This window comes from Polynucleobacter sp. SHI8 (genome assembly GCF_027944005.1).
GTDB lineage: Bacteria > Pseudomonadota > Gammaproteobacteria > Burkholderiales > Burkholderiaceae > Polynucleobacter.
In genome coordinates this window covers 2,168,966-2,188,469 of record NZ_AP027204.1, presented here as the reverse complement: position 1 = coordinate 2,188,469, position 19,504 = coordinate 2,168,966, and the positions used below count along the sequence as shown (strand labels likewise).

Sequence of the window (19,504 nt, the reverse complement as noted above, 5' to 3'; positions counted from 1 at the left end):
TATTAAAAAATATTGATTACATATTTTTTAGTGAAAGAAAAGTATGAAAAAAATTGAAATTATTCCGTCAAATAATAAAACTCTGTTTTTAAGAAATTTAGAAGTTATTCTTGTTAGTCATCAGATAATTAATAAATCAATGATGAAAGATTTCAGAAATGGTACCTGTTATGAAATTCTTGACCTTCTCACTGAATTTTTATTAGATGACGACAACAAAAATAATTATTGTCAAAAAAATCATTACATTAATGACTCATTATTCTCAAGATACAGGAAAAATTATAATTTTTAAAATTTAGTATTGATTGATATAAAAAAATTAATTCCTCCACGAAACTGATTATTTCCAATAATTTTTTTCTAGTGGAATCTTGAATATTTGAAATTTTTTCCTGACGGAAAAACTATTTCCTGAGTGATTTCAAGTCAAAACAATTGAAATCATAAATAGAACTGTATTAGATAACATTTCAAGTGGAATTCATACGAGATAGTTATCAAAACTTTAACAATTAATTTACTCTACAGATTGTTCCTAGTCAGTTCAATTTGTAGACTCCTACCCGAAAGGTTTCCATATGACTACTGAATTACTTAGAAACATCTCTATGAGTAACAGAGACATCTTTAAAGAGATCCATTCCAATACTCTTATAGAACCAGATATCAATCTAGAACGATTTAAGTGGAAAGAATACATCACCAGTGAGTTCCAAAGGTACCCTAGTTCACATAAGACCAATCAAGAACGACTTTTCTTGACCGAATACTTCCATAAACAGATGTATCACGAAAACCGTATCTTGTTCCATATGACCATTACATATCGACCATACCGAGACAGAATCTATAGACCTAAAGATGTTAATACGTTCTTTATTAACTTTTATACCAAATATTTACTAGTGAACTTATTAGGTACAAGAAAAATTAATAAACCTCATTTAAGACTTATCCAACCTATTACCTTTACTTTTATAGATGAACATTCACAAGATAAGTTTAAAAAAATAAATCAAGATGGTGAATATGAGTACCCTGACCGACTCCATCACCATTCCATTATTTCCGTACATGAGTCTAATACTAGTTTCTTTAGACGTTTAAGAGAAAAAAATCCATTCCATCCAACTCACCAATACACCAAGAAGATATTAACTTCCCATATACGTGAATGTGAACCTATGACGTTCTTATATGTGTCAAAAACGATGGAAAAGTATCCTGATTACTTATGTTTTCCTGATAGATTCCATTAAGTTTGGTATCCACTATCAATCATGTAGTTCCAATTTATATAAATACTCCATGAGAACCAAATGAATACTAACTTATCGTTTATCTAGTCGTTATAGATGACCACTAGTGAGTTTTAGTTTGAGTATCCAATTTAACCAAAAAGGAAACCAATGACCACAATTCAAATTGAATCAACTCCACAAGTTCAATTTCCATTAAGAATGAATTATGAACTTCATAAGAGATTCTCCAATATCTCATCTAAGACCAAGATACCTATGTCAACTTTAGGTCGATTAAGTATTACTAAATTTCTAGATGAAATCGAATCAAAAGGAATAACAACTGTATTAGAAGAATTGGAGACAAGATGAACAACACCAAAATTAAAACATTCAAACGATTCATCAAAGAAGAAAAAGAACAATGGTATTCGTTAGATTTGTATCAGAACATGACCAAAGAAGAAGTCACTTTTTACGTGAATCAACTTTTACAACTCACTTTCAAGATGTTAAAGAATTCTGATGTAGTTCTTACACTTGAACCTGTTCTTGATGATGAGGAAGTATGATGGATAGAGATTTGGAACGACTGAAAAAAGAATCTTTAATTTTTCTTGAAGTAAATAAAGACACAAAGACAAATGTCACTCAACAACAATTAATAAAACTGATGAGTGACATTAAACGATTAAGTCAAAGGAAAAACTTGGTGGTGATGGTGGTGGGTTAGAACTTTTTCTTAGTAGTATCAATTTTTTCACAATTTCCTTTAGCATTAGTGGTTTCTATGAAGTTATTTATCATGTAATTTCTTTTTAAAAAGAATTGTCCAGTGTTCCTATCAACTCTAATTGATAGTTCGGATATTGAATTAACGTCTTCATTACTAGTCTTATTAGTTATAGTTTTATTAAAAATTTCCCACTTGTTTTTATCACTTTCATCAATAACTTCATGAAATTTTTTGTTATCGGATTTGAATACAGTTGAAATTGATATATTATTCAAGTCATCAATATCAGATTTAATAAAAATAAATTTAATTTTTCCTAAATCAGTTATTTCAATAATTGAATCTCCACTAAAATTTTGAACCTTTCCCGATACATTTAAACGTGAGGATTCTGAAGAACAATTAAGTTTTATTTCTATAGCGTTACCATATGAAGATAACATTAACAGAATAGTTAAGATTAAAAGTTTTTTCATTGTTCGAAAACCATCTAAAATTTACTCAGAAAATTTCTTGTGTTTACATGGTTATTTTGTGTCAATAACCTTGTTCAGATATTACTATAACTGTGTTCGTAAAGGATTAGGTTGTTAGAACTTTATCAATTTTTTTATATGTTGTGATAATCTAATAATTAAAAAAATACCATCATTTCACTACTTTTGGATTACTGACTTCTACTAGTGTTTTTAGTGGGGAATTAGAATTACCAGTAAAAAAAGGTCGAAGTTAGTTATTTGTCATATTACTGGAAGTCGTTATTATGGACATACAAAAATTTGAAATCATAAAAGAGATTAGATGAGTGTTTGAAGTCTAGTGGACGTTTACCGAGGAAATTACTATGAATCTTTTTGAATATTTTGTTGTATCTCTTTTAATTCTTATTTATATTGAACTCACCATCTTTCTTTATTTAATTGATGGTTCATTAAGAGAAATTAAAAATCACCTTAATCGAAGAGATTGAATGGGTCTTAAATGATCTGAAAGGATATAAAACGTAATGATAATTTTTCATATCAATATGAATATTTAGAATTTTTTTCCTATAACTTTTTCACATTTACCATTAAAAGTTTCTGTGGTATTAAATTCTGATATTCGATATGGAGATTTAATGTTTAGAGTGTAATTAGAACTAATCATTCCACTGATTCTATCAATATTGATAGTTTCTGTTTTTGAGGTATGATCAACTCCCAAGTCAACATACATAGAACATAATATTTTTTCGTTTGTCCAAGTATGACAGTCATATCCATCTAATTTTTTTCCTTTGAAATTTAGAGTTCTTGTTTGAGATTTAGATTCTTTAAGAATATTACTCGCGATTTCTTCAGTACCTGAACATACCAAAGAAAATGTATCTTCGTTTATTTTGGAACATCCGATCAATACGAAGGTAACTAGAAAAGAAGTAATTAATTTCATATTTCACCCAATCGGTTCAATTCCATGTTCTTTGACTATCTTCATTGTTGTTCCAACTCCAATAGAACAAGTCTTAGAGATATCCCGTATAGAGACACCTTTCTCTCTTAATAGTCTAACAGATGAAATTAACGATGAGTTTACTTTTGTCGGTCTACCACAATGTTTACCCTGTGATTTAACCCTCTGTATTCCTTGATTAATTCGTTCAATCATGACTTGTCGTTCTAATTGATAAAGACTACCCAATACAGTAAGAAAGAATGAACCTGTGTGTGTCTTCGTATCAATCTGTTCTCTTTGAAAGATGATTTGAACACCATGTTGATTAAGGGTTTCTACTACTTCGATTAAATCTTTTACAGAACGAGATAATCGGTCAATTGAGATGACGTAGAGAGTCGTGAATTTACCCTTTTTACCATCTTCTATCATTCTGTTGAGATTCTCTCTATCTCTCTTGGTACCTGATTGACCGAAGTCAGAGTATTCGTGACTGATGGTGTGACCGTTACGAGTAGATAATTCTTGAAGAACTAATCTTTGGTTATCAAGATTCTGGTCTGTTGTAGATACTCTGAGATATTGAACACACTTTGACATATAAACTTCCCATATAAGAAATGGAAGGAAGGTAACAGGTCTAGAGGAAATTACAACCAGTTAGATACTATTATTTGAGAAGATTTAGAGGTGTAGTAAAAGGATGAAAAAATATATTAGTCAATTAATAATATTCTTTAGTTTTATATCTGTTTATGGGTATTCTGAAGAAATTACTACTAACTTAGTTTGTTCTGGTACGTACGATAACTTTACTAAAAATATTCGTAATGTGAACGTAAATGGTACGATGATTTCCATAAACAAATCAACAGTAAAAGTGGAATTAGTTGGATTTTCATCTTATAGTTCAGGAAACCAATTTAATTACAAGGTATTATCAACCTCTGACTCCAAAATAACGTTTAGATATTCAGATGACGAAAAAATAATATTTTCTGGTCTGGTAAATCGTTTTTCAGGTGAAATTAACTTAACACAGATTGATTCTTCTAATCCAAATCAAATAGAACAGTTATTCATTGGAAAGTGTGTGGTTTCTAAGAAATTGTTTTAACTTAACAATTATTTCACTTTCACAATTTTTCACACTTTCCGTAAGAGACACCACCACGACCATTGTTCTCGACAAAGTTCATATCAGGGAATAGTTGAACATCAAACTGACCTTTGAAGAAATAGAACTTTTTAATACCGACAAATTTATCAACTTCTACTCTATCAACTGAGTATCTATCACAAGTCACTTTACATTCATAAGAAGATGAAAAAACATTTGTTGAAATCACAAATGATAAAAAGATAGTCAGTATTAGAGATTTTTTCATAATTACTTTTAAGATGTTTTCATATCTGTAAATCCTATGATAAATCACTCTATAACCCTCTCTTTTTTCTTACATAAACCACCAACCGATAAAGTATCCATACCTAATTCGTTAGTATCACTTTCACCCAATCCAAATTCACCAGTAACTTTATTAATTACAAATGTATGTAGTATTTTGTGTCTAGTAACTGGGTGTTCAAAAGTATTAGAAAATTCTAATTTCACCTCATTATCAATATCTTTATGTAATCTATTAAATTCAATTCTGGAAGTACAGGGTTCGTGATCCACTGAAATATTAGAATTATTAATAATCAAAGTAAATTTAATTTCTTGATTTCTACATATTGGGTTTTCTTTATTTAATAAAACTACTCCAGAACAAATAAAACTTTGAGATTTGGTTCTTTTGTCATTGAATTTTTCACAAGAAGTCAAAGAAAACGTAAGACAAATCATTAAAGAGACTAAAGATATAAGTCTTTTCATCTTCTTGGTTCCTTAGTTCCTTGTTTTCCTGTGTAGGGATTAAAATTAGGTTTACTAGACCAATTGTCTCGTTGAGTTCTATTTGGATTTGTTTGTCGGTGTGACTTTACATAAGTTCCATTTTTCTTGATGTAACCTTTGACTGAGTGATGACCAACAGAATAGACCGGTAAGGATATAGAAACAAGAAGTAGTGTGATGATTATCTTCATTTACACACCATAGTGATTTGACGAGGTGGTTCGTTGAAAGTGATTTCTTTAATGATGGGATCAAAACGAATAGTTGTATTACCAACCTCACAAGTTTCTTTAATATATTTTAGAACATTACCTTCTTTATTACAAAAGATTAATTCATCTTTATTGATGGTCATGATTTTTGGTGGATTATCCATATTCAATGAATTTGAAAAGGTAAGTGAATTATTATTATTTTCACCACAAACAAACGAAACAAACTCATCTTTTTTTGAACAACTAATTAGAATGTACATCGTAAGTAAAAGAAGTAACAGTTTTTTCATATCTCTTAACTCTATCACCTATTAATCGTGACGGAATAACTTTAGAGTGTCAAAAAGTACGAAAGACTGACTAGATTAGAGAAGAGTAGAGGTCTAGAAAAGAAAAAACCCACAAGTTTTTTAGTCTTGTGGGTATTGTAATTACTTCAATTAAAAAGTATCTAACTCCATACTTAGATACTTTTATATTTTTTTAAAATCAAAAATTTACTTATGTATATGATTTTTAAGAGTTTTTGGTGGCGAATCAGGGACTCGAACCCCGGACCTGCGGATTATGATTCCGTCGCTCTAACCAACTGAGCTAATTCGCCGAACTTAATATTATAGACTATGTAGAGGGGTGATGTCTATTGTCGTCAATGCTATAAAAATACTCTCTTTTTTAACTAGACCACAGTAAATTGTTCCTTCATCAGGCATGGCAAGTATGTCAAAAAAAATATTTCGCCATTACGCTATAAATAGGAATACCAAAAATGATATTTAATGGAAAAGTGATGCCCAAAGACATTCCCATATATAAGGCTGGATTGACTTCAGGCATCGCATGACGTAAAACTGCAGGTACAGCAATATAAGAAGCACTAGAGGCAAGTACCATAAGTAAGATTGTATTTCCTAGCGGTAAACCAATTAACTTGCATAGTGCTAAAGCCAAGAGAGCATGCAATATTGGTGAACCGAATGCATATATAAGAGTAATTTTAGGTTTGCCTTTGAGGCCTGAAAAATTTCGAGAAGCCATGAGGCCCATATCTAATAAGAAAAAAGCTAGCATGCCTTTGAAAAGATCAATTGAAAACGGCGCCATTAACTTTTGCCCGGCGTCGCCACTTAACAAGCCTACGACCATTGCTCCAAGAAGTAAAAGTTGAGCGCCATCGGTAAAAGATTCGTGCAATATTTTAGAGAGGCTAGTTTGCGTATGTTTGGTTGTTGAATCCAATGACAGAGAGGCCCGCGCTTTATTTGCTAGAACAATTGCTAAAATAATCGCAGGTGATTCCATAAGTGCCATCGCTGCAGACATATAGCCACCATATTCAATGTTAGATTGATCTAAATATTGAGTGGCAGTGATAAAGGTAACGGCACTCACTGATCCATAGGTGGCAGCAATAGCTGCGGCATCAAAAGCATTTAAGCCTTTTCTTAATATCCAGTAACCAATGATAGGAATAATGATGGCAAGGAAAACTGCTAAACCAAGAGAGAAGCCAATTTCGTTGGTAAAACCAGATTTATTAAGTGCAAAACCACCCTTTAACCCTAAAGCCATTAATAAATAGAGAGATAAAAATCTTGAGATTTGTGGAGGAATTTCTAGATTAGATTTAACACTACCCGCAAATACTCCAAATATAAAAAATAAAATGGCGGGATCAAGAAAATTAGTCATTGATTGATTCTATTGGATATCGATCATTTTGTCCTATCCTAAAACTTATAAGAACAACAGTAAAACTATTGTTCAATAATAGCTTGAACCAATGGGTGTTGAATCTTCTTCTCTGATCGAATGGCATAAAAGTACTCATAGATGTCATTACAATGACCTATTAATTCAATTCCGTAAGTTTCTTTAAGATCTTTCTCAATGAGTTTTCCAGCTGGAAACACTCCCATGCCACTAGCGGCAAAGGTTTTAAGAAGAGCACTATCCTGAAATTCTCCAATAATATTTGGTGTGATATCGAGCTTACTAAACCACTGATCCATTAATAAGCGAACGATGGAATGTGATGTCGGAAGCAGAATGGGAAGCTCACGAAGACAGTCAGGAAAATCGTTTTGAGCCATTTTTAAAAATTGCTTTGGGCTATACCAAGCAATGGAAGTTTTGGCTAGTTCTTCGCTATAAACGTTGATATTCTTGTTGTTGGAAGCAGGGCGGTCTGCCAAAATAATATCTATACGATGAAGTACCAAGTCCGCTAATAACTTATCAAACTCCCCCTCATGCGCAATCAGTTGGACATCTTTGTGTTTTAAAACCGGATCTAATAACTGTCTTGCAACAAACTTGGGTAAGCTATCAGAAATACCAACAATAATTTTTGTTTTCGGAGATTTTGAAGCATCCCTCAAAGCCTCAGGTAATTTCTCACCAATCGAGAAAATTTGATCTGCAATTTCTAGGGCTAGCAAACCAGAATCTGTGAGGATAATACCCCGCCCTGCAGGTTTAAATAATAAGTATCCAAGGGATTTTTCTAACTCATGAACTTGAGTGCTAATGGTTTGCGTGGCGATATTGAGGCGCTCCGCCGCTTTAGACATGCCGCCTTCTTTAGCCACAACCCAAAAATAGTATAGGTGACGATAGTTGTAGGAATTATTCATTGTCAGTTTTTAACGAAATAATAATCAATATATACCTGCTTTAAGTTAAGAACAAGTACGTTTAAATTAACCCAATAATTAACAAAGATATTTGTAAGTTCATTATTTCAATAAAGGTAATTAAATTGGAACTATTTACACCTGAGTTTTTTTCTGCTTTGCTGGCCATTATTGTGATTGATCTAGTTTTGGCTGGTGATAACGCTATCGTCATAGCAATGACAGCCAGGAAATTGCCTCTAAATTTGCAAAAAAGAGCAATTATTTGGGGTGCAGTAGGTGCGATTGCAGTAAGAAGCGCAATGACACTTATGGTCGTATACCTATTAAAGATTCCAGGTTTAATGCTAATTGGCGGATTGCTACTGGTATGGATTGCTTACAAATTATTAAACCAAGCCAAAGATGACGATGGAGAGCACGGCCATGCATCAACAAGTTTTTGGGGTGCTATGAAGACGATTGTCATTGCCGATGCAGTGATGGGCTTGGATAACGTTTTAGCTGTTGCGGGTGCTTCACATGGTAGTTATATTTTAGTGGTGCTGGGTCTATTAATTAGTATTCCCATCGTGGTATGGGGCTCAACCCAAATTTTGAAGTTACTAGAACGCTATCCTTCAATTATTTACATAGGGGCAGGCGTTTTGGCTTGGACCGCAGCAAAGATGATAACTTCAGAACCAATGGTTAAAGAGTTGGAGTTATTTCAAAACCCTCTTATTGAGTATGCATTACAGGCGTTGGTAATTTTAGGAGTTTTACTGGTGGGATTTATCAAAAACAGGCTAGCGCTTAAAGCAGTCATTACACCAGTAGAAGATATTCCAGTTTTACCTGAAGTGTCGTATGAAAAACAATTAAATTTTAAAGGAGGTGAAGTAATGAATAGAGTATTCATTCCAGTTGATGATTCAAGCAATACCCTTATGGCTTTGAAGCATGCTGTTCAAGCTTATGGTAAAGAACCTCAAACTTATTTTCATATCTGTAATGTACAACCAAAGCTATACAGACACATCAGTAAGTTTTTAAGTAAACAAACGATTCTTGAATGGCAGGCCGAACTTGCTAAATCAGCATCAAAGTCATCTATCCAGTTTCTTGAAAAGGCAGGCGTTAACTTTTCCTTTAGCTTTGTAAGTGGTGAAAAAGGTGTTGCTTTGTACGATGAAGCAAGGCGTTTGAATTGTAGTCGTATTGTGGTCGGGACTGCAAAGAAAAACTCACTTAGTCGATTATTTGAGAATTCCACGACGGCTAAATTATTAGAAATTTGCGACATGCCAGTTGAAGTAGTTACTGGTAAGTCCCTCCCTGTGTTGGAGCGATGGGGTATTCCAGCTCTATGGGCGAGTGCCGTTACTGCTGTAATGGCGACCGTTATTGATTAACTTTATTTTCCTCAGATGCACCTTGACCCTCCATGTGAGGGTTTTTTTTATCATTCTATTATTGTTGTCCCATATCAATTTAACAAATAATAAAATGTTTTAATTTTATAAACAGTCACAGGAGAGTACCAAATTCATTACGTTTTAGCTTCACCCAATTTTTGGAACTCATTCCAAGACATGACTAAAAATTCTAATATTTTGAATCTGTTAATTTAAAAAGATTCTCATAATACAACTAAAGCTAATTTTCAATAAACCAGGAACAAGGAAGGCATAATTATTTATATTAATATAGGGGGTGAGAATTAAATATTAATCAAAAATGAACGAGGAGTTAGATTTTTGTGAATAAAGGTTTCCAATTATTTACGCTCATCGGCTTAACTTTGTATTATTTAAATCCATTGGCACAGTCAATTACAGAGTTGTCCCCAGAGCCAAGTTCGCAATTCACAAATAAAAGAATGGTCTTTGCACGACAACAGATGGTTGTTAGCGCAAACCCCTACATTAGCGAAGCTGGCAATATGATTTTGGAGCAAGGTGGGAATGCCGTAGATGCAGCTATCGCAACTGCATTAATGGTAACTCTTGTAGAGCCTCAATCTGGAGGTATTGGCGGGGGCGGTTTTATTCTTTACTTTAATCCTAAAGAAAGCATCTTAACTTCCATTGATGCGAGAGAAACATCCTCAAATACGACTAAAGAAAATCAATTTTTAGACAATAACGATAAGCCACTAAATTATGGCCAAGCAGTCTTTTTAGGCACATCCGTAGGAGTACCTAGTCTTTTAAAAGGCCTTGAACAGTTACATAAAAAGTATGGAAATTTAGAATGGAAGAAATTATTTCTTCCGGCTATTCAGCTTGCAAAAGAAGGTTTTATTATCTCACCACGATTACACACTTTAATTGTTAAAGATCCTTTTTTGCTAAAAAATACAAATGCGAGTAGATATTTTTTCGATAAAGATCTGAATCCACTACCTATTGGGTATCTTTTAAAAAATCCTGAATTAGCCAAAGTGTTGGAAGAAGTATCAATCTATGGAGTTGAAAAATTCTATGAGGGTGAAATTGCTAGAGATACTATTCAGGCTGTAAAAAATCATCCAACTCCTGGGGGGTTAAATGAAGATGATTTAAAACAATATCAAGCTGTTGAGAGAAAAGTGGTTTGTGGACCCTATAGAACTTGGAAGATTTGTGGCATGGGACCACCTTCATCTGGAGGCACTACCTTAATTTCGATGTTAGGTATATTACAAAATTTTCCATTGAGTGAATTAAAGGAGGTTGATTACTTACATTATCTTTCTGAGGCGGGAAGATTGGCATATGCTGATCGAGATACGTATATTGCTGATCCTGATTTTATTGATATACCCATTGATTCTTTGATTGATTCAAAATATACCAAAGAACGAAGTCATCTAATCAGTATAAAAAAAAGTATGACAAAGGCAAAACCAGGAAATTTTAATCAGTCACTACTGCAATTAGGCAGTGATTCAAATTCAGAACTACCTGCAACAAGCCACATTAGTATTGTGGATAAAAACGGACAGGCCGTAACTATGACTATTAGTGTGGCTTCTGCCTTTGGTTCAAGAATTATGACCAACGGATTTTTCTTAAATAATGAAATGACGGATTTTTCTTTTATGGCAAAAGACAATCAGCAATTGATAGCAAATCGTTTGGCGCCAACTAAAAGACCTAGAAGTTCAATGTCTCCCACATTTGTTTTTGATGAACAACAACGATTGGTCATGGCAATTGGTTCAGCGGGTGGACCATCCATCATTAATTATGTGGCAAAAACTATTACCGGAGTTCTTGATCGCAATCTCAACATCCAAGAAGCGATTGATTATTCTAATATTGGAAGTCGAAATCAAGAGACGGAGTTAGAGAAAGACAGCGCCGTTGAAAAGTTTGCTCAAGAACTTCAATTGCGAGGGCACCCAATATTGATTCGTGAGATGAATAGTGGCACTCAGGGGATATTTATTAATCGTGATGGTTTGTGGGGCGGGGTAGATGGGCGACGTGAAGGTGTAGCTAAAGGATATTGATTTAAATATATCTAGTTAATTTGTTATAGATTAAAAGAAGATTAGGATTTTACTCACCTAAAGGGCAAATGATGGATAGCCCATTACTCATATTTAACATTATGGATTCTGCTGCCCGGCACCATGCAAAGATGGAGATTGTCTCAAAGAGAGTAGAGGGTGATGTTCATAGGTATACCGTTCCTGAACTTCAAATTAGATCAAAAAACTTGCACGGGCACTTAAGCAGCTTGGGTTAAAAATAGGGACTTGTATCGGCACCGTCTCTTGAAATTTACTATGGCGTATCTGGTAGTGGATTAGTTTGCCATACGATTAATCCTAGATTATTACTTGCGGTTTTTACTGATATGAAATATAAATTCAAATCATTTGCAAATTTCATTCGATAGAAATTTCGTTGTTTAATCGGACTATATTAATCAGACTATTTATGTTAATGTGAAAGAATAAATTAAGAAAACAGGGGATATCAATGAAAATTATTTCTAAAATTTCATCTTTGGTTTTTTCTACACTTTTACTTGTTTCTTGCTCAAGTCTATCGGGACCGAGTGGCAATCAATGGACTAAGTTATTTGATCGATCTACTAATTTGAACCAATGGACACAGGTTGGAAGTGCCAATTGGAGAATTCAGCATGGGTCATTACAGGCAGATTTTTTAAATAGTAAAGAAGCCAGCTTTTTAGTTAATAAAACGAAATATAAAGACTTTGAAATTTATTCAGAATTTTGGGCTGATTCACAAACAAATAGCGGGATATTTTTCAGATGTTCTAATCCTGAAAAAATTACAGCTGTTGATTGTTATGAAGTCAATATCTGGGATACAAGACCAGACCCAGTATATGGTACAGGTGCTATTGTCGATGTAGCTAAGGTTAATGCTCCTTATCCAAAGGCAGGGGGTAAATGGAATGTATTAGAAGTCATCGCAAAAGGTAATCAGCTCATTGTTAAACTGAATGGTGAAGTCACGGTGAACACATCTGATAATCGCTTAAAAGATGGGTATTTAGCCTTGCAATATGGGTCAGGAATTATCAAGTTTAGAAAAGTATTGATAACCAAGTTAAGTGACTAAAATTTTAGTTGAATACAAAAATTATGAAACGTAGCCTTAATAAGTTCATTCTTTAATAAAGACCACCTTTTTTGAAGATTACTTACGCTTTACTATTTAAAAAATTGCCTGAAACACCCGAGCCAATAATGAGTTTTTCAATATGACTCAAAAGACTAACGATTGAACTGTCGTCAGTAGGCATTCCTAGATCCGTTAGCATTTTTTCCCCGGCTAATTCGAGATCATTGATGGGATTTTTCGATTTAATTTTTGATTTATGCATTGCATAAATATCATCAATTAAGTCAAGCAACTCATCCTCTAAGAGAGTTTGAGCTTCTGGATGATGAAATTGAGCATAGTCTGTTTGAACTTGATCCTGTCCAAATGGGAAAGTAGTATTAACTGATGATTTTTGATGCTCAAAATTTAAAGCCTCCATTAATGTTAGTAAGAAAACTTTGATGGACTGGGAGGAGTCTAATGAGGTAGAGTTCAAATAGGAAGCAGAATAACTTCCATGTGGCCCACTTAGCTGAGCTAAGCTAATCATTAAAGCTTGAGCAATTTTTGTATCTGTTCCAGCAATTCCGGTAATACTCGGGTTAATGGTCAATCCTGGAATATTTACGGCCTTAACTTGTAATGTTCCCGTGAGACTTTGTAAACTAGACCTGAGGTCAGGATGAATAGGGGCTATTGACACTGGATAACTAGACTAAGATTCGCCAAAAATTTTGATAAAACAATCTAGCATTTTGGGACAAAAATACATATTTCTGTGCCTTATTAACATGTTAAGTGCATGTTCATGCCCATTGTTGTAATCTAAAACACCAAATTTATACTCTTCATACGCTTCTACAATCGCTAAAATTCTGGCGCCTTGAGATATTTCATCGCCTTTTAGCCCTCGTGGAAAACCACTACCATCCATATGTTCATGGTGCGAGTGAATCATATTAAGAACATCTTCTAAACTTTCTAAGATTTGTAATCCATCTTTTCCTAATTTAGGATGTTTTTGGTAAGTTGTTAAATCTGTTTCAGTTAAAGAAACTGGCTTAGTCTGTAGAATTTTATCGTTTAGCCCTAGCTTACCAACATCATGAAGAAGACCTGCAATTAATATATTTTGGACTTCATCTTCATTTAATCCTGCAATTTGAGCAGTGCGCATTGCATAATGCCCTACTCTCTTTGAGTGTTTATGCAATGGGATATTCTTGATTTCAAGGAAGCCAAGAAACGTTTTTATCACATTTACATAGGAAGATTGGACTTTTCGATTCGCTGCCGTTAATAAGACAGTATTTTCCTGAACTTGGGTTTCTAGAGAGTCTACTAAAGCTGATAACTTTTGATTATTCTTTTTCGCGTCCTCTAAAATAAGCGCATCTTCTTTGCGCGTGATAGTCAGTTCTACCGCTGACATCACAAAATTCATAAGATCATCTTCATTTGAAGGCTTTGGTATAAGACGATAAATGCCACCTTTATTAATCGCGGCGGATGTTTCTAATGGTTCAGAAGCGGAACTGGTTAACATTCTGATGGTGTCAGGCGATTTGTTTTTAAACTGCTCCAGAACTTCAATGCCCGACATATCAGACAATTTCAAATCACACAAAATAATGTCATATGTGTTTTGACCTAATTCAATCAAGGCATCTTGACCATTTTTACGCAAGGTCGTGTTGTAAGCCCTAAATTTAAAAACACGCTCCAATACCTCTAAAGATGCCTCATCACTATCTACACATAATATTTTGATATTCTCAGGACGAATTCTTGGAGGAGCACTAACCGGATTTGTCATATTTTTGTAATAGTTGAATCAATTAAGCGATATGATGTTTATTAATATTGATGAATTTATATTAATACATTTATAAGTTTTTTAAAATAAGTAATCATCCTATTTAATACGAATGCTGAAGGGGTAATATGCTGGCAAGTTTTTATTCTAAATTTGGAAGTGCTAGAGAAGTCTTGCAGGTTGAGGAAATACAGACCCCGCAACTTACTAAAGGTCAGGTTCTAGTAAGGTTGTTCAACTCGGGTGTTAATCCCTCGGATTACAAGATGAGATTGGGGTCCAGAGCCCTAATAGGCCCTTTTCAAGTTCCTGGAAGTGATGGTGCGGGGATAATTGAGCAGGTGGGAGAAGGGGTTTCTAAAGAACGTATTGGTCAACGAGTTTGGGTGTTTAACGCAGCATATCATCGTCAATATGGAACTTCAGCCCAGTTCACCATAGTTGAAGATTGGATGGCTCAAGTGCTTCCAGAGAAACTGAGCTATGCTCAGGGCGCTTGTTTGGGTATTCCGGTGATGACAGCATATCGTTGTTTATTTTCTGATGGCCCTATTCAAGGTAAAACCATCTATATTGTTGGTGGTGCTGGAGTTGTTGCGCATTACGCCATTCAACTCGCAAAATGGGGCGGTGCTAAAGTAATTACTAGCGTTAGTTCCGAAGAAAAGGCAATTGCTGCGAAGGCTGCAGGTGCTGACGAGATTATTCATTACCGACAACAAAATGTTGTTGATCAAATACTTCGAATTACCAATCAAGTTGGAGTTGATCGAATGATTGACGTTGATTTTGGGGCAAATCTAAAGACTTGCCACCAAATCTTAAAGGCCGGTGGTATCAATGTAATGTACGCCTTCGTTAATCAGCCTGATTTACCTATTCCGATCATGAGCCTAATGACGAAAAATATTACGCTTAAATTTACCTTGGTTTACAGTATTTCTGATCAAGAGAGAGAAGAAGTGCTTCAGGGGATTCAACAATGGTTAAATCAGACTAAGCCAATATTTAATATTGCCCAACAATTTGCTTTAACCGATATCGTTCAAGCTCATGAATTAGTTGAGTCAGGAAAAAAAATTGGCCATGTTTTATTAGATATCACTCATTAAGCTTTTATATCAACAAGGTGACCAACGTTACTTAATTGAGTATTTAATAATTTGCTCATACCAATTAAAATTTCTGACGCACTATTTTTTGAGGTTGGTAATCCATAAGATTGAAGGAGCTGATTGGCACTATTTTTTAAATCTGAAAAAACTGAATCATCAATGATCATTGAATCTGCAACAGTTAATAAAGACTCTTGCAGAAAGTTGTGTGCAGAAGGGTGATTAAATGATTGATAGTAACTAGATGTATCCGTAAAAAAAGCCCCATTAACCTTTAAATAATTAACATCTTGTAAAGCAAAGTCGGTTATTTCTTGAAGGTGAATAAGAAATTGTTCAGTTGCTTCTTCCGAGGTAATTGAAGTGGAGTTTAAAAAAGAAGCATCGTAGGCACGTGAACTCAACTTACGGTTGATGAAATTATTTAACGATTGAGTCAAATGATTAACCTTGAACTCACTTGGATCACTTTGGAGATAATTTGTGTTGAGTATGTGTAGGTTTGAGGTTGCTTGTAAAGTGCTAGGGTGAACGGCAAAGCCAGTCAAACCTGCCTTGAAAGCACGTATGTAAGGATTTGATGTAATCAATTTCTTCTCCACTTGTAAGACAAACACTGTAATAAGTGTAAGTATTACAGGAGATATTCTTAAATGCAATAATAATTGCGCAAATTAAGAAAAATAATTACATATATTTTCTATTAAATATGTAAGATAAAGTATATTTAAATATAATTAATTAAATATTAATTATTTATTTCATAAGTAATTTTAAAAAACTTAATTACAAATATTTACAGGCAAAGAATTTTTTTGGGGGGGAATTATGAAAGTTAGATTAATTACTACATATAACATTATTTATTACGGCTACATAACTGAAAACTTTAGGGTTTATAAAAAATATATTTAAAAATTATTTTTTCTACCAGGGCAGAACCTATTAAAAACTAAGTTCCATGCAGCTTGTGTACGTTCTAAGTCTCTTGGCTTACTAGACTCCAACATAGGAATGCCATTTGCAATGACATGAAGAAAATAATTATTAGGACCCCAATATGTTCCAGCATGTTGGACATATCCAACTTTTACAGTGCTTGGCGTCCAAGTATTTAATTTGATTTCCCGAAAATTAGGGTCTAAGACAAATTCAGTCTTATATGTTTTTATATTATTGGAGTTTGCCGGTTCATCACTATTATCTTTTGACGGAACTTCAACTTTCATTTCAACATAAGATGCTTTGCGATAAACACACTCCTTTGCATTATGGGGGTACCAAAATGTAGAGTCTGAGCCTGACTCATCCAGTCCTTCGGTGTAATTAAGAATTTTGGAGACAGTATCGTTGGCGGCTTTATTTCGGTAAAAGTCAATATCATCATCTAAATCTGCCGCTTGCGAAGAGCAAATAAAAAAACTTACCAATAAAAGGGAAAAAGAAAATTTATTCATCATGAATAAATTATATAAATGATTCTAAATATTAAAACAATAATAAAGAAGAGAAATACACTGTACTTTAAAGCTTCGCTAAATAATTAGGCTTTAATGTTAATAATAGTGCCAACTTTGCCCATTTGCTTAACGGGTGGACTTGGAGGTGCCTTTTTAACATCTTGAACACCGTCACCATTTTGCCCCATAGCTGGGCTGTTATTAGAGATTATTTGAACGGGTTTTGGGCGACTAGCCGCATAAGCATTAACTTTACTCATTGACATGATGTTTATCTCCAAACTTTAATAATGAATCATAACAAAGAACTCTATAAAACATCAATGATTGTTAGACTTAAGATCAAATTCCTCACTTAATGATACCCATTGCTCTTCATTAGTTTGAAGAGATTTTTGAATAATGGCAAGTTCAACCCCAAGTTGAGTAATTAAAGTCATATCATTGGATTCAGAAATTTTTCTCTCTAATTCAGTAATCAAATGATTTTCATTACTGATTTGGTTCTCTAAAACTTCAAGTCGCTTTTTTAACTTTTTCTGTTCAGAGGATAAAAAAGGTTTTTTAGATGGAGCTGAAGTGATAGACGGATCAGGAGTAGATGCAGAAATAGTGGTAGTTTGTGAGGATAGCTTTTTAGCTTCGTCCCGTTGACGTTTAGCTTCGTCGAGTAAAAATTGTTGATAATCCTCTAAGTCACCTTCAAACGGATAAACCTTACCACGAGAAACCATCCAAAATTCATCACATACTGCTCGTAATAAAGCACGATCGTGACTGACTAACATGACCGTACCCTCATATTCATTTAAAGCCATCGATAAGGCCTCACGAGTAGCCAGGTCAAGATGGTTCGTCGGTTCATCAAGCAACAGTAGATTTGGTTTTTGCCAGACAATCATACACAAAACAAGACGAGCTTTTTCTCCTCCGCTCATACTGCCCACTTTTTGAAAAATCATATCGCCACTGAAATTAAACATACCCAAAAAGGAACGTAAATCTTGTTCTCTTGTACCTTGTCCAGAGAGAGTTCGCTCTAAAGTTGCTTTTTTTACCAAACTAATCATATGTTCAAGGGGGTTATCATTCTCTTGCAAAATATCTAACTCTTGTTGGGCAAAGTATCCAATTTGTAGACCTCTACCTTCAGTTATCTCGCCAGTTAATGCCGGAATGGTTCTCGCAATTGTTTTAACCAAGGTTGACTTGCCTTGACCATTGGCGCCTAAAATACCAACACGCTGACCGGCAAGAACTGATTTATTGACATCACGAACAATCACAATAGAGTTATCAGGATTTTCGGTATTCACATAGCCAAGTTCAACATTCTGTAAAACAAGCATTGGATTAGGTAAGTTAACCGGCTCCTTAAATTCAAAAGTAAAATCAGCCTCTGATAATAGGGGAGCAATTTTTTCCATTCGATCGAGCGCTTTAACGCGACTTTGGGCTTGCTTTGCCTTGCTAGCCTTTGCTTTAAATCGAGCAATAAATTTTTGAAGATGGGCAATTTTTTCTTGTTGTTTTGAAAAAGCACTTTGTTGTAAAGCTATTTGCTCGGAACGCTGATCTTCAAAAGAACTGTAATTACCGCCATATCGATTGAGGTTACAGTTCTCAATATGAACAGTAACTTGGGTCACGCTATCTAAAAATTCACGATCATGGCTGATGACTAAAAGTGTTCCTTGATATTTTCTAAGCCAGGCCTCTAACCAAACTAGGGCATCAAGATCTAAGTGGTTAGTTGGTTCATCAAGAAGTAATAAATCAGATGGGCACATTAAGGCTCTAGCAAGTTGCAACCTCATCCGCCAACCACCAGAGAAACTGTTTACGGGATTGTTGAGTTCACTTAATTTGAACCCAAGACCAAGAATGAGAGACTGGGCTCTCGATTGAGCATCATTGGCGCCACTATCAAATAGGTGCATATAAGCGTTTGCAATAGCATCGCCATCCCCTGAAAGTTCTGCAGCTTCTACAGCTTCTTTCGCGTTTAAGAGTAATACATCTCCATCAATAACAAAATCAGTTGCATTTTGATCTGTTTCAGGCATGTTTTGAGCAACTTGCGCCATACTCCATTGTTTTGGAATAGAGTATTCACCTTGGTCCTCATGTAAAGATCCATTGAGTAGCGCAAATAAAGATGATTTTCCTGCTCCATTACGACCAACTAAGCCTACTTTTTCGCCTGGATTAATGGTTAAAGAGGCTTGTTGAAGGACCGCTTTTGCCCCTCGACGTAAAACAATGTTTTTTAGTTGAATCATGAATAAAAATAAAAGTTATAAAGGCCTCAAATATCATATTCAAGGCAATGAATCATAACTTATATTCAAGAAAATATTTATAAATAAGAATAGTGAAGAACGTGAGGCCAAGA

At 34.3% G+C, this 19,504-nt stretch carries 23 protein-coding genes, 1 tRNA gene and 1 pseudogene; 9 read left to right on the top strand and 16 right to left on the bottom strand.

Translation table 11 applies throughout. The features are described 5' to 3' along the window. Window positions 1–581 precede the first annotated feature (581 nt). The 3 genes from QMN06_RS10955 to QMN06_RS10945 all read left to right on the top strand — a co-directional run bounded on the left by QMN06_RS10955 (window position 582) and on the right by QMN06_RS10945 (window position 1,977). A complete protein-coding gene (locus tag QMN06_RS10955; RefSeq protein WP_281970154.1) occupies window positions 582–1,262 on the top strand; it encodes a hypothetical protein in 681 nt (226 codons plus the stop codon). Between the two features lie 350 nt (window positions 1,263–1,612). Continuing rightward, on the top strand, window positions 1,613–1,816 hold the full coding sequence (locus tag QMN06_RS10950; RefSeq protein WP_281970153.1) for a hypothetical protein: 204 nt from the start codon (window positions 1,613–1,615) through the stop codon (window positions 1,814–1,816). Continuing rightward, window positions 1,813–1,977 (top strand): hypothetical protein, encoded by a 165-nt coding sequence (locus QMN06_RS10945; protein ID WP_281970152.1) that lies wholly within the window; start codon window positions 1,813–1,815, stop codon window positions 1,975–1,977. Before QMN06_RS10950 ends, QMN06_RS10945 begins: the two co-directional genes overlap by 4 nt. Here the strand turns inward: QMN06_RS10945 and QMN06_RS10940 are convergent. The 3 genes from QMN06_RS10940 to QMN06_RS10930 all read right to left on the bottom strand — a co-directional run bounded on the left by QMN06_RS10940 (window position 1,974) and on the right by QMN06_RS10930 (window position 4,017). Next, window positions 1,974–2,456, bottom strand: a complete 483-nt coding sequence (locus tag QMN06_RS10940; RefSeq protein ID WP_281970151.1) for a hypothetical protein — start codon at window positions 2,454–2,456, stop codon at window positions 1,974–1,976. The genes QMN06_RS10945 and QMN06_RS10940 overlap by 4 nt on opposite strands. Before the next feature lie 559 nt (window positions 2,457–3,015). After that, window positions 3,016–3,414, bottom strand: a complete 399-nt coding sequence (locus QMN06_RS10935; RefSeq protein ID WP_281970150.1) for a hypothetical protein — start codon at window positions 3,412–3,414, stop codon at window positions 3,016–3,018. 3 nt (window positions 3,415–3,417) lie between these two features. Beyond that, window positions 3,418–4,017, bottom strand: a complete 600-nt coding sequence (locus QMN06_RS10930) for a recombinase family protein (protein WP_281970149.1) — start codon at window positions 4,015–4,017, stop codon at window positions 3,418–3,420. Window positions 4,018–4,120: 103 nt separating this feature from the next. On the opposite strand from QMN06_RS10930, the gene QMN06_RS10925 reads away from it, so the two are divergent. Continuing rightward, window positions 4,121–4,534: a hypothetical protein gene (locus QMN06_RS10925; RefSeq protein WP_281970148.1), complete on the top strand. Its 414-nt coding sequence runs from the start codon at window positions 4,121–4,123 to the stop codon at window positions 4,532–4,534. A gap of 19 nt (window positions 4,535–4,553) precedes the next feature. Here QMN06_RS10925 and QMN06_RS10920 read toward each other — a convergent pair whose 3' ends face one another. The 7 genes from QMN06_RS10920 to QMN06_RS10890 all read right to left on the bottom strand — a co-directional run bounded on the left by QMN06_RS10920 (window position 4,554) and on the right by QMN06_RS10890 (window position 8,168). Then, complete coding sequence (locus QMN06_RS10920; RefSeq protein ID WP_281970147.1) at window positions 4,554–4,805, bottom strand: hypothetical protein; 252 nt, start codon at window positions 4,803–4,805, stop codon at window positions 4,554–4,556. Window positions 4,806–4,849: 44 nt separating this feature from the next. Beyond that, window positions 4,850–5,296, bottom strand: a complete 447-nt coding sequence (locus QMN06_RS10915) for a hypothetical protein (RefSeq protein WP_281970146.1) — start codon at window positions 5,294–5,296, stop codon at window positions 4,850–4,852. Beyond that, on the bottom strand, window positions 5,293–5,508 hold the full coding sequence (locus tag QMN06_RS10910; protein WP_281970145.1) for a hypothetical protein: 216 nt from the start codon (window positions 5,506–5,508) through the stop codon (window positions 5,293–5,295). Before QMN06_RS10910 ends, QMN06_RS10915 begins: the two co-directional genes overlap by 4 nt. Then, complete coding sequence (locus tag QMN06_RS10905; RefSeq protein WP_281970144.1) at window positions 5,505–5,822, bottom strand: hypothetical protein; 318 nt, start codon at window positions 5,820–5,822, stop codon at window positions 5,505–5,507. Before QMN06_RS10905 ends, QMN06_RS10910 begins: the two co-directional genes overlap by 4 nt. Before the next feature lie 237 nt (window positions 5,823–6,059). Further along, window positions 6,060–6,136, bottom strand: a tRNA-Met gene (locus tag QMN06_RS10900). A 119-nt stretch (window positions 6,137–6,255) separates the two neighbouring features. Then, entirely contained in the window at window positions 6,256–7,224 is a 969-nt protein-coding gene (locus QMN06_RS10895; protein WP_281970143.1) for a sodium-dependent bicarbonate transport family permease, read from the bottom strand. 65 nt (window positions 7,225–7,289) lie between these two features. Next, the gene (locus tag QMN06_RS10890; RefSeq protein WP_281970142.1) at window positions 7,290–8,168 is read right to left on the bottom strand and encodes a LysR family transcriptional regulator; all 879 of its coding nucleotides are present in this window, start codon (window positions 8,166–8,168) and stop codon (window positions 7,290–7,292) included. Between the two features lie 125 nt (window positions 8,169–8,293). On the opposite strand from QMN06_RS10890, the pseudogene QMN06_RS10885 reads away from it, so the two are divergent. The 4 genes and pseudogenes from QMN06_RS10885 to QMN06_RS10870 all read left to right on the top strand — a co-directional run. Then, window positions 8,294–8,947: pseudogene (locus tag QMN06_RS10885) on the top strand (TerC family protein); the annotation flags it as partial. A 105-nt stretch (window positions 8,948–9,052) separates the two neighbouring features. Then, window positions 9,053–9,562: a universal stress protein gene (locus QMN06_RS10880; protein WP_281971776.1), complete on the top strand. Its 510-nt coding sequence runs from the start codon at window positions 9,053–9,055 to the stop codon at window positions 9,560–9,562. 347 nt (window positions 9,563–9,909) lie between these two features. Then, window positions 9,910–11,646, top strand: coding sequence for a gamma-glutamyltransferase (gene ggt / locus QMN06_RS10875; RefSeq protein WP_281970141.1), 1,737 nt, complete (start codon window positions 9,910–9,912; stop codon window positions 11,644–11,646). 475 nt (window positions 11,647–12,121) lie between these two features. Beyond that, on the top strand, window positions 12,122–12,733 hold the full coding sequence (locus tag QMN06_RS10870; protein WP_281970140.1) for a DUF1080 domain-containing protein: 612 nt from the start codon (window positions 12,122–12,124) through the stop codon (window positions 12,731–12,733). Between the two features lie 82 nt (window positions 12,734–12,815). Here the strand turns inward: QMN06_RS10870 and QMN06_RS10865 are convergent, their stop codons facing one another. Further along, the gene (locus tag QMN06_RS10865) at window positions 12,816–13,421 is read right to left on the bottom strand and encodes a hypothetical protein (RefSeq protein WP_281970139.1); all 606 of its coding nucleotides are present in this window, start codon (window positions 13,419–13,421) and stop codon (window positions 12,816–12,818) included. 12 nt (window positions 13,422–13,433) lie between these two features. Further along, a complete protein-coding gene (locus QMN06_RS10860; protein WP_281970138.1) occupies window positions 13,434–14,534 on the bottom strand; it encodes an HD domain-containing phosphohydrolase in 1,101 nt (366 codons plus the stop codon). A gap of 128 nt (window positions 14,535–14,662) precedes the next feature. Here QMN06_RS10860 and QMN06_RS10855 point away from each other — a divergent pair, with 128 nt between their 5' ends. After that, entirely contained in the window at window positions 14,663–15,646 is a 984-nt protein-coding gene (locus QMN06_RS10855) for an NADPH:quinone reductase (RefSeq protein ID WP_281970137.1), read from the top strand. Here QMN06_RS10855 and QMN06_RS10850 read toward each other — a convergent pair. The 4 genes from QMN06_RS10850 to QMN06_RS10835 form a co-directional block, all read right to left on the bottom strand. Then, window positions 15,643–16,239, bottom strand: a complete 597-nt coding sequence (locus QMN06_RS10850; RefSeq protein WP_281970136.1) for a hypothetical protein — start codon at window positions 16,237–16,239, stop codon at window positions 15,643–15,645. The genes QMN06_RS10855 and QMN06_RS10850 overlap by 4 nt on opposite strands. Before the next feature lie 321 nt (window positions 16,240–16,560). Continuing rightward, window positions 16,561–17,109 (bottom strand): hypothetical protein, encoded by a 549-nt coding sequence (locus tag QMN06_RS10845; protein WP_281970135.1) that lies wholly within the window; start codon window positions 17,107–17,109, stop codon window positions 16,561–16,563. Window positions 17,110–17,192: 83 nt separating this feature from the next. Continuing rightward, entirely contained in the window at window positions 17,193–17,375 is a 183-nt protein-coding gene (locus QMN06_RS10840) for a hypothetical protein (protein WP_281970134.1), read from the bottom strand. A gap of 54 nt (window positions 17,376–17,429) precedes the next feature. Beyond that, window positions 17,430–19,391 carry an ATP-binding cassette domain-containing protein gene (locus tag QMN06_RS10835; RefSeq protein ID WP_281970133.1) on the bottom strand — a complete coding sequence of 654 codons (1,962 nt, stop codon included), beginning with the start codon at window positions 19,389–19,391 and terminating at the stop codon, window positions 17,430–17,432. Between the last annotated feature and the right edge of the window lie 113 nt (window positions 19,392–19,504).